Source organism: Achromobacter sp. (genome assembly GCF_050285585.1).
Classification (GTDB): Bacteria; Pseudomonadota; Gammaproteobacteria; order Burkholderiales; family Burkholderiaceae_B; genus Achromobacter.
This window is the reverse complement of the sequence record NZ_JBLZXF010000002.1, coordinates 209,578-223,983: the sequence shown is the minus strand read 5'-3', so window position 1 is coordinate 223,983 and position 14,406 is coordinate 209,578. Positions and strand designations below refer to the sequence as shown.

The 14,406-nt window shown below is 69.1% G+C and carries 11 protein-coding genes; 9 read left to right on the top strand and 2 right to left on the bottom strand.

Annotated elements, in window-relative coordinates; translation table 11 throughout:
- Positions 1 to 5: 5 nt before the first annotated feature.
- The 7 genes from ACN6PJ_RS04290 to ACN6PJ_RS04260 are packed head-to-tail and all read left to right on the top strand — an operon-like array spanning position 6 to position 8,916.
- Positions 6 to 1,031 carry an SDR family oxidoreductase gene (locus tag ACN6PJ_RS04290; RefSeq protein WP_427994664.1) on the top strand — a complete coding sequence of 342 codons (1,026 nt, stop codon included), beginning with the start codon at positions 6 to 8 and terminating at the stop codon, positions 1,029 to 1,031.
- 1 nt (position 1,032) lies between these two features.
- Positions 1,033 to 2,382 carry a murein biosynthesis integral membrane protein MurJ gene (gene murJ / locus ACN6PJ_RS04285; RefSeq protein ID WP_427994663.1) on the top strand — a complete coding sequence of 450 codons (1,350 nt, stop codon included), beginning with the start codon at positions 1,033 to 1,035 and terminating at the stop codon, positions 2,380 to 2,382.
- Entirely contained in the window at positions 2,383 to 3,525 is a 1,143-nt protein-coding gene (locus ACN6PJ_RS04280) for a glycosyltransferase family 4 protein (protein WP_427994662.1), read from the top strand.
- 50 nt (positions 3,526 to 3,575) lie between these two features.
- Positions 3,576 to 5,507 carry an asparagine synthase (glutamine-hydrolyzing) gene (asnB, locus tag ACN6PJ_RS04275; RefSeq protein ID WP_427994661.1) on the top strand — a complete coding sequence of 644 codons (1,932 nt, stop codon included), beginning with the start codon at positions 3,576 to 3,578 and terminating at the stop codon, positions 5,505 to 5,507.
- A gap of 3 nt (positions 5,508 to 5,510) precedes the next feature.
- Positions 5,511 to 6,623, top strand: coding sequence for a glycosyltransferase family 4 protein (locus tag ACN6PJ_RS04270; RefSeq protein ID WP_427994660.1), 1,113 nt, complete (start codon positions 5,511 to 5,513; stop codon positions 6,621 to 6,623).
- On the top strand, positions 6,620 to 7,777 hold the full coding sequence (locus ACN6PJ_RS04265; RefSeq protein ID WP_427994659.1) for a glycosyltransferase family 4 protein: 1,158 nt from the start codon (positions 6,620 to 6,622) through the stop codon (positions 7,775 to 7,777). Before ACN6PJ_RS04270 ends, ACN6PJ_RS04265 begins: the two co-directional genes overlap by 4 nt.
- Positions 7,774 to 8,916 (top strand): glycosyltransferase family 4 protein, encoded by a 1,143-nt coding sequence (locus tag ACN6PJ_RS04260; RefSeq protein WP_427994658.1) that lies wholly within the window; start codon positions 7,774 to 7,776, stop codon positions 8,914 to 8,916. Before ACN6PJ_RS04265 ends, ACN6PJ_RS04260 begins: the two co-directional genes overlap by 4 nt.
- Positions 8,917 to 8,975: 59 nt before the next feature.
- On the opposite strand, the gene pgi is transcribed toward ACN6PJ_RS04260, so the two are convergent.
- On the bottom strand, positions 8,976 to 10,529 hold the full coding sequence (gene pgi / locus ACN6PJ_RS04255; RefSeq protein ID WP_427994657.1) for a glucose-6-phosphate isomerase: 1,554 nt from the start codon (positions 10,527 to 10,529) through the stop codon (positions 8,976 to 8,978).
- Between the two features lie 7 nt (positions 10,530 to 10,536).
- A complete protein-coding gene (locus ACN6PJ_RS04250) occupies positions 10,537 to 11,928 on the bottom strand; it encodes a phosphomannomutase/phosphoglucomutase (RefSeq protein WP_427994656.1) in 1,392 nt (463 codons plus the stop codon).
- Between the two features lie 343 nt (positions 11,929 to 12,271).
- Here ACN6PJ_RS04250 and ACN6PJ_RS04245 point away from each other — a divergent pair, with 343 nt between their 5' ends.
- Both ACN6PJ_RS04245 and ACN6PJ_RS04240 read left to right on the top strand, forming a co-directional pair.
- The gene (locus tag ACN6PJ_RS04245) at positions 12,272 to 12,901 is read left to right on the top strand and encodes a BPTD_3102 family carboxylase-like protein (RefSeq protein WP_427994655.1); all 630 of its coding nucleotides are present in this window, start codon (positions 12,272 to 12,274) and stop codon (positions 12,899 to 12,901) included.
- 80 nt (positions 12,902 to 12,981) lie between these two features.
- Positions 12,982 to 14,397: an FAD-binding oxidoreductase gene (locus ACN6PJ_RS04240; protein WP_427994654.1), complete on the top strand. Its 1,416-nt coding sequence runs from the start codon at positions 12,982 to 12,984 to the stop codon at positions 14,395 to 14,397.
- Positions 14,398 to 14,406 lie beyond the last annotated feature (9 nt).

Genomic DNA, 14,406 nt, shown 5'->3' with positions numbered 1-14,406 from the left:
AGACCATGACTACACGCTTTGAAAACGTCAAGAATGAACTGTCGGCGGCTCCCCGCAAGTGGCTGGTGACCGGCTGCGCGGGCTTCATCGGCTCGAACCTGCTGGAGACCCTGCTGAAGCTGGGCCAGACCGTTACCGGCCTGGACAATTTCGCCACCGGCCACCAGCGCAACCTGGATGAAGTCCAGGGCTCGGTGACGCCCGAGCAATGGGCGCGCTTCTCTTTCATCGAAGGCGACATCCGCGATCTGGAAGCCTGCCGCCGTGCCGTGCAGGGCGTCGATTTCGTGCTGCACCAGGCGGCGCTGGGCTCCGTGCCGCGCTCGCTGAAGGATCCGATCACCACCAACGAGGTGAATATCGGCGGGTTCCTGAACATGCTGGTGGCGGCGCGCGACGCCGAGGTGAAGTCCTTCGTGTACGCGGCCTCCAGCTCCACCTACGGCGACCATCCCGCGCTGCCCAAGGTCGAAGAGAACATCGGCAATCCCTTGTCGCCGTACGCGGTGACCAAGTACGTCAACGAGCTGTACGCGGACGTGTTCGCGCGCGCCTACGGCTTCGAGACCGTGGGCCTGCGTTACTTCAACGTGTTCGGCAAGCGGCAGGATCCCAACGGCGCCTATGCGGCCGTGATCCCCAAGTGGACCGCCGCGATGATCCAGGGCGAAGACGTCACCATCAACGGCGACGGCGAGACCAGCCGCGATTTCTGCTTCGTCGAAAACGCCGTGCAGGCCAACATCCTGGCGGCCATGGCGCCGGCGGAAGGCCGTAACCAGGTCTACAACGTGGCCGTCAGCGGCCGCAGCACGCTGAACCAGCTGTTCGACTTCCTGGCGCAGGCCCTGGGCAAGCAGGGCGTGCCCTACGCCAAGAAGCCGGTCTACGCCGATTTCCGCCCGGGCGACGTGCGCCATTCGCAGGCGGACGTCAGCAAGGCGGGCCGGCTGCTGGGCTACGCCCCGACGCACACCGTGCTGGAGGGCCTGGAAGTCGCCATGCCCTGGTACACGCAATTCCTGCGTTGATTTGAAAGCACTCGTCAGAAAACTCGGCAGCATCCACCCGGACCACCAGCGCATTTTCAAGGGCGCGTTCCGGGTGGCGGTGTTCCTGCTGCTGGGCAAGGCCGCCGGCGCCATCAAGGAGATGGCGGTGGCGTACCGCTACGGCGTCAGCGACGCCGTGGACGCCTATCAATTCACGATGACGATGGCCACCTGGCTGCCCGTGACGATCGTGGGCGTGCTGTCGGTGGTCCTGATTCCGGTGCTGGTGCGATTGCGCCGCGCGGAAGCATCCGAAAGAAATCTGTTTATCGGCGAGTTGCAGGGCTGGGTCGCGGCGGCGGGAGTCGCCCTGGCCCTGCTGACGTGGCTCGCCTGGCCGCAAGTGCTCGGCATGCTGGGGAAAGGGCTGTCCGCCCGCGTGGGCGACATGACCGGCCAGCTGCTCGTCGCGTTCGCGCCCGTATCTGCCCTGCTGCTTGTCGCCGGCATCAGCGCCGCCCGCCTGCGCGCGCAGGAAAGGCATGTCAACACCTTGCTGGACAGCGTGCCCGCCGTGGCGACGCTGGCCTGGGTCATGCTGGCGGTCAGCGCCGACGGGGTGGGACCCCTGTTGTGGGGCACGCTGGTGGGCTATGTCATCCAGACCGTCTGGCTCGCCTGGCTGGCGGCGCGCGCCGACGGCGGATTCTGGGGGGCGCCGCGCCTGTCGCTGCGCTCGCCGCACTGGCCTGAACTGATGAGCGCCGCCGGCGTGATGCTGATCGGCCAGGTGGCAATGAGCTTCGTCGGGCCCTTGGACCAGTACGCCGCCGCCAACCTCGGCGCGAACGCCAACGCCACCCTGGGTTACGCCAGCCGGTTGCTGTCCCTGCTGCTGGGCATCGGGGCGGTGTCGGTGGGCCGCGCGGCGCTGCCCGTGCTGGCCGACGTGCAGGCGCGGGGCGACACCGCGCGCGCCCGCGCCATGGCCTTGAAGTGGTCCGTGCTGATGCTGGCCGCGGGCGGCGCGGTGGTGCTGGCCGGCTGGGTGCTGGCGCCGTGGGGCGTGTCGCTGCTGTTCCAGCGCGGCGCCTTCACGGCGGAGAATACCCAGGCCGTCGCGCACGTGCTGCGCTGGGGGCTGCTGCAGCTGCCGTTCTATTTCGGCGTGCTGATCCTGGTGCAGTTGCTGGCCAGCCAGAACCGCTATCGCATCATGGCCGCCATCGCCGTGGGCAACTTCGCGCTGAAGGCGGTGCTGAATACGGTGCTGGCGCCCCGGATGGGGGCAGCGGGCATCATGCTGGCGACCAGTTGCATGTATGTGCTGTCCTTCGCCTGCTACCTGGCGGTGGCGATGCGCAGGGCCGAACCCAAGGAGACAGATTGAATGGCCCCGACCGACTCTGGCCGGCCCCTGCGCGTATTGCTGTTCATCCATTCGCTGCATGGCGGCGGCGCTGAACGGGTGGCCGCCGATCTGAGCGCGCACTGGGCCGCAATGGGCCGCGACGTCATGGTCGTCACGCAGGCGAGCGCCGAGGGCGACGTCTACGCGCTGCATCCCGGCGTCCGGCGTGAAGTGCTGCACACGGCGGGCGAGGGCGGCGGCCTGCGGGGCGTCTGGGGCAACGTGCAGCGCGTGCGCGCGTTGCGGCGCGTGGTCCGCGCGTTTCGCCCCGATATCGTGCTGGGCATGATGACGACGGCGTCCGTGCTGTCCGTGCTGGCCTGCGCGGGGCTGTCCTGCCGGGTGATCGCCACCGAGCACACGCATCCTCCTTCGCAGACCCTGTCGGGCTTCTGGCAGCGCCTGCGGCGCCTGACCTACCCGCGCGCCGCGAGCGTGGTCGCCCTGACCCGCGGCACCGCGGACTGGCTGGACCGGCACGTGCCGGGCTGCCGCCTGGCCGTCATCCCCAATCCGGTGCATTTCCCGCTGCCGCGCGCCGAACCCATCCTGACCCCGATGACGGACGACGGCCGCAAGCGTTTGCTGGCGGTGGGCCGGCTGCATGCGGACAAGGGGTTCGACCTCCTGATCCAGGCCTACGCGCAACTCGCACCATCGCATCCCGACTGGGACTTGGTTATCCTGGGCGAGGGCGACGAGCGGCGCGCGCTCGAGGCGCAGGTGCGCGAGGCCGGCCTGGAGCGGCGCGTCTTCATGCCGGGGCGCGCGGGAAACGTCGGCGACTGGTATGAAAGCGCCGATCTCTATGTATTGACCTCGCGCTTCGAAGGCCTGTCGAATACCCTGCTCGAATCCATGGCCAGCGGCCTGGCCGCGGTTTCGTTCGATTGCGATACCGGCCCGCGCGAAATCGTGCGGGAAGGAGTGGACGGCGTGCTGGTCCGGCCCAATGGCGACGTGCCCGCGCTTTGCAAGGCGTTGGACGCCGTCATGAGCGACGCCGAGGAGCGCCGCCGCATGGCGCAGGCGGCAATCGAAGTGCGCGACCGCTTTTCGGCCGCGCGCGTGTTGCAGAAATGGCAAGAACTTTTTGACGGCGTGCGCGCACAGGGCCGCTAGGGCCTGTTTGCGCGGCGCGCCGTCGCTACGGTGACAACGAGAACATCATCATGTGCGGAATAGTCGGTATCTGGGGCCCCATCGGGAACAAGGCGCAAGTGCTGGCGGAAAGCTGCCGCCGCATCCGCCATCGCGGGCCCGACAGCAATGGTTTCTGGGAAGACCCCGAGGCCGAGCTGGCGCTGGCGCACGTGCGCCTGGCGATCCTGGACCTGACCGAAGCGGGCCACCAGCCCATGACCTCCGCCTGCGGCCGTTACGTCATGGTGTTCAACGGCGAAATCTACAACCACCTCGACATCCGCAAGCAGCTCGAGCAATCGGCGCTGGCGCCGTCCTGGCGCGGCCATTCCGACACCGAGACCCTGCTGGCGGGCTTTACCGCCCTGGGCATCGAGGCCACGCTGCAGGCCGCGGTGGGCATGTTCGCCATTGCGCTGTGGGACCGCGCTTCGCGCAAGCTGGTCCTGGCGCGCGACCGCATGGGCGAGAAGCCGCTGTATTACGGCTATTCGGGCGCAGAGCTCGTGTTCGCCTCCGAGCTCAAGGGCCTGATGCCCATTCCCGGCTTCGGCCGCGAGCTGAACCGCAACGCCCTGGCGTCGTTCATGCGGCACAACTATATTCCGGCGCCGCAATCGATCTACCAAGGCATCGCCAAGCTGCCGCCGGGCACCTGGATCGAGTTCGCCGCCGACGATACGCGCAGCCGCCGCATGCCGGAGCCGCGGGTGTATTGGTCGGCCCGCGAGGCCGCCGACACCGCCGCGCGATCGCCGCTGTCGTTCGAGACGGACGCGCAGGCGTCGGACGCGCTGGAAGGCGTGCTGTCCAAGGCGGTGGGCGGCCAGATGCTGGCCGACGTCAGCCTGGGCGCCTTCCTTTCCGGCGGCATCGATTCGTCGACCATCGTCGCCCTGATGCAGGCCCAGAGCTCGCAGCCCGTGCGCACCTTCGCCATCGGCTTCCACGAGAAAGGCTACGACGAGGCGCAGCATGCCAAGGCGGTGGCCGCGCACCTGGGCACCGACCATACCGAACTGTACGTGACGGCGGAAGACGCGCTGGCCGTGGTGCCCAAGTTGGCCGACATGTATGACGAACCGTTCGCGGATTCGTCGCAGATCCCGACCTCGCTGGTCACGCACATGGCGCGCCAGCACGTCACGGTGGCGCTTTCCGGAGACGGCGGCGACGAACTCTTCGGCGGCTATTCGCGCTATTTCCGCGTGAACAAATGGTGGCACCAGTGCGAGCGGATTCCCGCCGTGGTGCGCAAACCGGCCGGGGCCCTGCTCAGCGCATCGGCCCTGCTGCCCGGACGCGGCGCCTGGCGCGGCAAGGTCGGCAAGCTGGGGGAACTCCTGCGCGCCGATACGCGCGGCGAGTTCTACCGCCATTTCGTATCGTATTGGGCCGATCCGTCGAGCGTGGTGAAGGGCGGCGTGGAGCCCGAGTCCGAGTTCGCGCGGGCCATGCAGGGAACCACGTTCGAGTCCATGATGAAGCTCGACACGGTGACCTACCTGCCGGACGACATCCTGGTCAAGGTGGACCGCGCCGCCATGGCGGTCAGCCTGGAGACGCGGGTGCCGCTGATCGACCATCGCGTGTACGAGTTCGCCTGGAGCCTGCCGCACCGCTACAAGGTGCGCGGCAATACGGGCAAGTGGCTGCTGCGCCAGGTGCTGTACCGGCACGTGCCGCAGTCGCTGGTGGACCGGCCCAAGCGGGGGTTCGCCGTGCCGCTGGCCGCCTGGTTGCGCGGCCCGCTGCGCGAATGGGCCGACACGCTGCTCGATCCGGCGCGGCTGCGCCAGGAAGGCTGGTTCGAACCCGAACCCATCCTGCGCAAATGGCGGGAGCATTCGTCCGGGCACCGCAACTGGGACAGCCATCTTTGGGGCGTGCTGATGATGCAGGCCTGGCTGGACCGCTATCGCAACGGCGCGGACCAGGGAGGAACGGTTGGGAGTCTTTGACGAATGAAAATACTGATGCTGGTCAGTTCCATGCATGCGGGCGGCGCCGAGCGCGTCGCGGCGACGCTGGTCAACGCCTGGGCCGAGCGCGGAAACTCCGTCACCCTGACGCCTACCTATTCCTCCAAGGGAACCTGCTTCTATCCGCTGTCGGACAAGGTGGAACTGGCGTGGCTGGCCGATCTGGCGGGCACGCGCGCCTCGGGCGCCATGGCCGCGTTCAAGCGCCTTCTGGCGCTGCGCAGGCATATCCGCGACACCCGGCCGGACGTCGTGGTGTCGTTCCTGACCAACGTCAACGTGGCCGCCATTCTGGCCACGCGGGGCCTGGGCGTCCCGCTCATCGTCTGCGAGCGCACGAATCCGGTGGCCGAGACCACCACGGGCTCCGTGTGGCGCAGGCTGCGCCGCCTGCTCTATCCGCGCGCCGACATGGTGACGGTGCAGGCGGAGGACACCGCGGGCCCGTTCTCGCGTCAGGTGCCCGGCATCAAGCGGCTGGCGGTCATTCCCAATCCCTTGCCCGCGCCCTTGCTGGACGCGCCGCGCGTGCGGCAACACGAGGACGGCCCCCGCGAACTGCTTGCGATGGGGCGGCTCGTCACGGACAAGCAATTCGACCTGCTGATCGATGTGTTCGCCCAGCTGGCGCCCGATTTCCCGGACTGGAACCTGCGTATCTGGGGCGAAGGCCCCGAGCGCGGCGCGCTGGAACAGCAGATCGCGCGCCTGGGACTGCAATCCCGTGTCAGCCTTCCCGGCCGCACCGAAGCGCCCTGGGATGAGCTGGCGCGCGGCCAGGCCTTCGTGTTGAGCTCGCTGGTGGAAGGGTTTCCCAACGTGCTGCTGGAAGCCATGTCGCTGGGCCTGCCGTGCGTGGCGTTCGACTGCCCCAGCGGCCCCCGTGAAATGACCCGGGACGGCGAGGATGCGCTACTGGTGCAAGCCGGCAATCGCCAGGCGCTGCGCGACGCCCTGCACCGTCTCATGAGTGACATCGCCCTGCGCGAACAGCTGGGAATGCGCGGCTCGACGGCCGTCCGGCAACGCTATGCGCTGGCCAGCGTGCTGGCGGAATGGGACGAGCTCTTCGAAGCGGTGAGGGAGGGGCGATGAGCGCCGCAGCGCTGCGGGTCCTGCATGTCATTACTGGCCTGGGGCAGGGCGGCGCGGAATCCGTGCTGTTCCGGCTGGCCACCTATCCGGACGCGGGCGTGGAGCACATCGTCGTTTCGCTGACCGACGAAGGCATCTACGGCGAGCGCCTGCGCGCCGCCGGCGTGGCCGTGCACGCGCTGGGCATGAAGCGCGGGCGGGTCAGCCTTGGCGGCTTCATGGCCTTGCGCCGGCTCATCGCCTCGGCGCGCCCGGACGCGGTGCAGACCTGGATGTACCACGCCGACCTGATCGGCGGCCTGGCCGCCCGCCTGGCGGGCGTGCGCGCCATCGCCTGGGGCATCCGCAATTCCGGCGAACATCTCGAGCGCAGCAGCCGGTCGGCCCGCCTGGTGCTGCGCGCGTGCGCGCTGCTGTCAGGCAGCGTGCCCAGGGCCATCGTGTGCGCCGCGCAGAAGGCCGCGGAACGCCATGCCGACAAAGGCTACCGGCGCGAGCGGCTGGTGGTGATATCCAATGGCTACGACCTGTCGCGCTACTCGCCCGACAGCGGATCCGGCATGCGCATGCGCGCGCAATGGGGCCTGACGGGCGACGCGCCGGTGATCGGCTGCGTGGCGCGCTGGGACCCGCTCAAGGACCACGCCAACCTGCTGCGGGCCGTCGCCGCCCTGGTTCGCGACGGCCGTGACGCGGGCCTGCGCTGCGTGCTGATCGGCCGGGGCATGACGGCCGAAAATCCCGAGCTGGAAGCCCTCATCGACCGGCTTGGCCTGCGCGACCGGCTGGTGCTGGCCGGCCCCAGCGACGACGTGCCCGCCGCGATGAACGGCCTGGACCTGCACGTCCTGTCCAGCTGCGCCGAGGGGTTTCCCAATGTGGTCGCAGAGGCGATGGCCTGCGGCGTTTATTGCGTCGTGACGGACGTCGGAGACGCGGCCTATATCGTGGGCGAGACCGGCGTGGTGGTGCCGCCCGAGCAGGCCGAGGCGCTGGCGCGCGGCATCGAGACCGGCCTGCGCGAGGTGGCCGCCCGCGGCCGGGAACGCGCCGGCGGGCCTGGGCGGGCCCGGGTGCTGGAGCATTTCGACCTTGCGCGCATGGTGCAGGGCTATATCGCCGTTTGGCGCCGGATTTCAGGAGCGCAGGCATGAGCGCCGGACGCCGTTTGCTGTTCGTCGTCAACAACCCGGCGTTCTTCATGTCGCATCGCGTCCCCGTGGCGCTGGCGGCGCAGCGGGCCGGCTACGAGGTTCATGTCGCCACCATGGAAGGGCCGGCGGTTGCCGACATCCAGGCGCTGGGCATGACGCATCACGCCATCCCCATGACGCGCAGCGGCAAGCATCCCCTGCAGGAGCTGGGCACGCTGCTGGCCCTGATACGCCTGTTCCGCCGCTTGCGCCCCGGGATCGTGCATCTGGTCACGATCAAGCCCGTGCTCTACGGCGGGATTGCCGCGCGCCTGACCCGCGTGCCGGGCATGGTCGCGGCGATCTCGGGCCTGGGCTTCGTATTCCTGTCGAATTCGCTCAAGATGAAGCTGGTGCGCGCCGTGGTGGCGCGCCTGTACCGCCTGGCGCTGGGGCATCCCAATAGCCGCGTGATCTTCCAGAACGCCAGCGACCGCGACCTGCTCAAATCGCTGGGCGCGGTGCGCGACGCCCAGGTCGTGATGATCCGGGGCGCCGGCGTGGACCTGGAAGCGTACCGGGCGTTGCCCGAGCCGCCCGCGCCGCCGGTCGTCGCCACCATGGTGGCGCGCCTGCTGCGAGACAAGGGCGTGCAGGAGTTCGTGCAGGCGGCCCGGCTGCTGCGCGAGCGCGGCGTGCCGGTGACGATGCAGCTGGTGGGCGGCGTGGACGCCGGCAATCCCGCATCGGCGACGCAGGAGGACGTGGACGCCTGGCAGCGCGAAGGCTGCGTCCGCGCGCTGGGCGAACGCTCGGACGTGGCCGAGCTGTACGCGGCCTCGCACATCGCCGTGCTGCCGTCCTACCGCGAGGGCCTGCCCAAATCCCTGATAGAAGCCGCGGCCTGCGCGCGCGCGGTCGTGACCACTGACGTGCCGGGTTGCCGCGATGCCATCGAGCCCGGCGAGACCGGCCTGCTGGTGCCGGTGCGCGACGCGCAGGCGCTGGCGGAGGCCATCGCCCGCCTAGCGGGCGATGCTTTCTTGCGGCAGTCCATGGGCGCGGCGGGCAGGGCGCTTGCCGAGCGCGAGTTCGATATCGAACGCGTCGCGCGCATTCATGTCGAGATCTACGACCGGCTCGACCCTCCGGGCGCCTGACCCCCTCGTGGGGGCCACCGAATGGCGGACAGCCTTGCGGGAGGCGGACGCCAGGAGAATCAGCGGCGGCGCGCGATGGCGTCGATCCAGTAGCGCGTGGACGGGTCCTGTTCGATCGTCTGCGGCGTATCCAGTTCGTGCATGATGCCCTTGGCCAGGGCCTTGCCGAACTCGACTCCCCATTGATCGAAGGGGTTGATGCCCCAGATCACGCCTTGTGTGAATACCTTGTGCTCGTACAGCGCCAGCAGCGCGCCCAGCGTATAGGCTTCCAGGCGGGGAAGCACGATGAGCGAGGACGGGCGGCCCCCCGGGTGGACGCGGTGCCGCGCCAGCAGCCGCGCGCGTTCAGGATCGCTTTCGATGGCCGAGGTTTCGGCCAGCGCCTGTTCGTAGGTCTTGCCCCGCAGCAGCGCCGAGCGTTGCGCCAGGCAGTTCGCGATCAGCAGTTCGTGATGCCGCGTGTAGGCATGGGCGGGCTGCTCGCACAGGATGAAATCGACAGGCGCGCCCGCGGTGTCCTGGTGCAGCCATTGGAAGAACGTGTGTTGGCAGTCGGTGCCGGACATGCCCCACACGGCCGGGCCGGTGGGCACTCCCGCGGGGCTGCCGTCCGCCGTCGCGACCTTGCCCAGCGACTCCATTTCCAGCTGCTGGGCCCAGGGAACGATGTGATAGAGCCGCGAGTCGTAGGGCGCGATCACCAGCGAGTCATAGCCCAGGACGTTGCGGTTGACCACGCCGGCCAGCGCCTGCTGGACGGGCGCGTTCTCCTCGAAGGGCGCGGTGCGGAAATGCTCGTCCATGGCGGCTGCGCCCGCCAGCAACTGGTCGAAAGCGTCATTGCCCAGCGCCAGCGCGATAGGAAGGCCGATCGCCGACCACAATGAATAGCGGCCGCCCACCCAATCCCATATCTGAAAGATGTGATCGGGCAGTATCCCCAGGTTGAGCGCGGCCTCGACGTTGGCGGTAACGGCCACGACCTGCTTGATCGGGTCGGCCACGCCCGCGTCGCGCAGCCAGTTCATGGCCACTTCGGCGTTGGCCAGCGGTTCGGTGGTCGTGAACGATTTGGAGGCGACGATGACCAGGGTATCGTGCGGATCCAGGCGGCTCATCGCGTCGGCGACGGAATGCGAGTCCACGTTGGAGGCGAAGCGCACCTCGCGGCGGACGCCGCCATAGCGCAATGCCCGTGTGACCAGCCTCGGCCCCCAATCGCTGCCGCCGATGCCCAGATGCAGCACGCAGCCATAGCGGCCGGCCGCATCGGCCTCGCGGACGAATTCCCGCAGGCGCTCGCGCTCGGCCAGCACGGCCTTGGCCACCATCGCCGGCGGTTCGGGCGCGCGCAGCGCGGTATGCCAGGCGGCGCGCTGTTCCGTCCAGTTCGCGTTGCCCCCGTCGAACAGGCGGGCGCGGGCGGCATCGAATCCCTGCTGCGCCAGCAACGCCTCTTCGGCCTTCTGCAGCTCAGGTGAATACGCCTGGGCGCTCAGGTCCAGGCGCAGCCCCGGAGCGTTGATGAGGCGTAAGTGCTCGCCCCGCCGGGAGGCGGAGCGCGCCGCGGCGATGAACTGTTGCCACGCTGGGCTGGTGGATAAGGACATGGGCAGTCTAGAAAGGCAGATTGGCTTGCGGAGCGAGTTTGCTCAGTTCGCGGCGGAAGTCGGCCTGGATGCGCGCCAGCGCTTCGGCCGTTTGCGCTTCGAACCGCAGCACGACGACGGGCGTGGTGTTCGAGGGACGTGCCAGGCCGAAGCCGTCCGGGTACTCCGCGCGCACCCCGTCGATGGTGATGACGCGCTTTGCGCCAGGGAATTGTCCCTGTTCCTGCAGGGCCTGGACCAGGGTGAAAGGCTGGCCCTCTTCCATTTCGAGCTTGAGTTCCGGCGTCGAGACGTCCTGCGGCAGGGCTTCCAGCATGGCGCAGGGATCGGCCGCGCGCGACACGATCTCCAGCAGGCGGGCGCCCGTGTAGAGCCCGTCGTCGAAGCCGTACCAGCGCTCCTTGAAGAAGATATGGCCGCTCATCTCGCCGGCCAGCGGGGCGCCGGTCTCGGCCAGCTTGGCCTTCACGAGCGAATGACCGGTTTTCCACATGAGCGGGACGCCGCCGGCCGCTTCGACCGAGAGGCCGACGTGGCGGCTGCACTTCACGTCGTAGATGATGGTGGCGCCGGGATTGCGCTCCAGCACGTCGCGGGCGAACAGCACCAGTTGGCGGTCGGGCCAGACGATCTGGCCGGACTTCGTGACCACGCCCAGGCGGTCGCCGTCGCCGTCGAACGCCAGGCCCAGCTCGCAGTCGGTCTCGGCCACGCACTTGATCAGGTCTTGCAGGTTCTTGGGTTCGGCGGGATCGGGATGGTGGTTGGGGAAGTTGCCGTCCACCTCGCAGAAAAGTTCGGTGACCTCGCAGCCCAGCGCGCGAAAGAGCGCGGGCGCGACGGCGCCGGCCACGCCGTTGCCGCAGTCGATGGCGATCTTCATGGGCCGCGCCAGCTTGACCCCCGAGGCCACGCGGGCGACGTAGGCCGCCACCAGGTCCAGCTGGCGGCGCGTGCCGGGGGCCGCCGCCGCGGCCGGCGCGGGGCCGTTCATGGCGGCGGCCAGGGCCTGCACGTCGTCGCCATAGAGGGCGCGCCCGCCCATCATCATCTTGAACCCGTTGTATTTGGGCGGGTTGTGGCTGCCCGTGATCGCCACGCCCGAGCCGGTCTGCATGACGTTGGCGGCGAAATAGACCAGGGGCGTGGGCACCATGCCGATGTCCAGGGTGTCCACCCCGCCTTCCAGCATGCCCTCCTGCAGCGCCACCGACAGCATTTCGCTGCTCAGGCGGCCGTCGCGGCCGACGACCAGCGTCTGCACGCCCTGTTCGCGCGCGCGGGCGGCCAGCGCCGCGCCCAACGCGCGGGCGAAGCGCGCGTCGATCAGGTCCGGCACCGTGCCGCGGATGTCATAGGCCTTGAAGACGGCGGCGGGAAATTGCGTGTTATTGCCCACGGCGATGATTCCATTTGGTAAGGGGTTACAGCGCGGGTTCTCGCTGGGTTTGGTTAATGGTAAACCCGCGTGCCGATGCGCGCTTGGCAAAGGGCCAAGGCGGAATTATCCCCCATCGGAGGTCGTCCTTCATCGGGCGGATGGCGTAGGGCATTTGCCGCCGGGGCCGCATCGGGGCGGCGCGGCCCCCGCTTGGTGCGCGAGACGGGGCGATTCCGCCTTGTTCCGGTGCGTCCGCCGCCCCGGCGGACGGCTTTCCCACGGGGGCGGCGCATGGCATGGAACTTGCTCGGCTCTCGAAGGTGATACGCTTGCTATGCAAGCAGAAAGACCGGGAGGGGCCATGGGAGCCAAAGTTTCTACTGTCATGTCATCGGGAGGCGCCACCAGCCGGCGGGGCCCCCCTACGGACTATGCCGGGCCTGCCGCGGGCCGCGAGCGCCGGCTCGACATCCATGTGTTCGTCTCCGAATCGGGACGCCTGGTCACGGGCCGAGCCTGGGAGCGCTGCGTCTGGCGCGAGGCCCGGGTCCTGGTCGCCGAATGTCCGGCGCCGCACCTGCCGATCTCCCTCGAGAACGCCCTGCGCGCCGTCGCCGCCGATGTGGCGCGCGATCACGGCTGGCAGGGCATGGGCACGGTCGCTTTCGCGCTGGACGACCGCAGCGGCGTGTTCCGCGTGATCAGCGCCGAGGCGCAGGCGCATTCGGGCGAGGCCGTCGCCGACTGCGAGCCCGCGGCCGGCCATGCGCTGGAAGTCCGCATCGACGGCTGCGTGGATCGCCGCCTGCCGTGCACGCGGCTGCTGGTGTGCGGCGCGACCCGGGGCGAAGCCCTGCGCCGAGCCTACCGGGCGCTGTCCGAAATGCCCGGCCCTGCCGGCATCGACCGGGCTTTCCTGATGAACCGCATCGCCTCGCGGGCATTCTGCTCCGGCCTGACGGGCGCGCGCCTGGACCAGGCTGTCGGCTAGGGCCTTTCAGCCCCTACAATAGGCCGCACATTCCCCGATCCGGCGCCTGGGCGCGACCAGGCCTTACTTGTGCGGCGCATATGACCTTGCTGAGCGAACTGCAGGCCCTCCTGGGCCCATCCCACGTGCTGACCGGCGTCGACGCCGAATCCTACGCGCTGGACTGGCGCCGCCGCTATCGAGGCGCGGCGCGGGCGGCCATACGCCCAGGCTCCACGGAGGAAGTGGCGGCGGCGGTAAGGCTCTGCGCCAGGCATGGCGTGCCGCTGGTGCCGCAGGGCGGCAATACCGGGCTGTGCGGCGGCGCAACGCCCGACGATTCCGGCACGGCGATCGTCCTGTCCACGGCCCGCCTGACCGCCGTGCGCGACCTGGATACGGCCAACGACACCATTACCGTGGAAGCGGGCTGCCTCCTGCAGGCCGTGCAGGAGGCAGCGGCCCAGGCGGACCGGCTGTTCCCCCTGAGCCTGGCGGCGGAGGGCAGCTGCACCATCGGCGGCAATCTCGCGACCAACGCCGGCGGCACGCAGGTGCTGCGTTACGGCAATACGCGCGACCTGACGCTGGGGCTGGAAGTCGTGACCGCGGAAGGCGAAATCTGGCACGGCCTGCGCGGCCTGCGCAAGGACAATACCGGCTACGACCTGCGCGATCTGTACATCGGCAGCGAGGGAACGCTGGGCATCATCACGGCGGCCACGCTGAAGCTGTTTCCGAGGCCGGTGGCCTCTTGCACCGCCTTGCTGACGCTGGACGGCATAGACCAAGCCGTGGAGCTGCTGTCGCGCGCCCGCTCGGGCTTCGGCGCCGCGCTGACCGGCTTCGAACTCATGAGCGGGGCCTGCCTGCAGGCGGTCGTGCGGCTGTTTCCGCAGCAGCGCCTTCCGTTCGAAGGCGAGTCCGCGGCCTCGCCCTGGTTCGCCCTGCTCGAACTGTCCGACAGCGAAAGCGAGGCCCATGCGCGCGAACGCTTCGAGGCCGTGCTGGGCGCCGCCATCGAAGACGGGCTGGTGCATGACGCGGCCATTGCCGCCAACGTGGCGCAGAGCAAGGCGCTGTGGCATTTGCGCGAAAGCATCCCGCTGGCCGAGGCCGAGCTGGGCAAGTCCGTAAAGCACGACGTGTCCATTCCCATCTCTTCCATCGCGGGCTTCGTGCACAAGACCAATGCCTTGCTGCAGGCGCGTTTTCCGGGCGTGCGCCACGTGATCTTCGGCCACCTGGGCGACGGCAACCTGCACTACAACGTCGCCAACGCGCCGGGCCAGACCGAGGCCGAACTACTTGCGCTGCAGGGCGAAATCTATGGGGTGGTGCACGACAGCGTGCACGCCCACGCCGGTTCCATCAGCGCCGAACACGGCGTGGGCCAGCTCAAGCGCGACGAGCTGCCGCGCTATAAGAGTCCGGTGGAACTGGCCCTGATGCGCAGGATCAAGCTCGCCCTCGACCCGCAGGGGCTCATGAACCCCGGCAAGGTCCTGCAGGGATAGGGAACCAGA

Coding starts and splice junctions, on each gene's coding strand:
- ACN6PJ_RS04290 (WP_427994664.1), top strand. CDS start 6: ATGACTACACGCTTTGAAAACGTCAAGAATGAACTGTCGGCGGCTCCC.
- ACN6PJ_RS04280 (WP_427994662.1), top strand. CDS start 2,383: ATGGCCCCGACCGACTCTGGCCGGCCCCTGCGCGTATTGCTGTTCATC.
- asnB (WP_427994661.1), top strand. CDS start 3,576: ATGTGCGGAATAGTCGGTATCTGGGGCCCCATCGGGAACAAGGCGCAA.
- ACN6PJ_RS04270 (WP_427994660.1), top strand. CDS start 5,511: ATGAAAATACTGATGCTGGTCAGTTCCATGCATGCGGGCGGCGCCGAG.
- ACN6PJ_RS04265 (WP_427994659.1), top strand. CDS start 6,620: ATGAGCGCCGCAGCGCTGCGGGTCCTGCATGTCATTACTGGCCTGGGG.
- ACN6PJ_RS04260 (WP_427994658.1), top strand. CDS start 7,774: ATGAGCGCCGGACGCCGTTTGCTGTTCGTCGTCAACAACCCGGCGTTC.
- pgi (WP_427994657.1), bottom strand. CDS start 10,529: ATGTCCTTATCCACCAGCCCAGCGTGGCAACAGTTCATCGCCGCGGCG.
- ACN6PJ_RS04245 (WP_427994655.1), top strand. CDS start 12,272: ATGGGAGCCAAAGTTTCTACTGTCATGTCATCGGGAGGCGCCACCAGC.
- ACN6PJ_RS04240 (WP_427994654.1), top strand. CDS start 12,982: ATGACCTTGCTGAGCGAACTGCAGGCCCTCCTGGGCCCATCCCACGTG.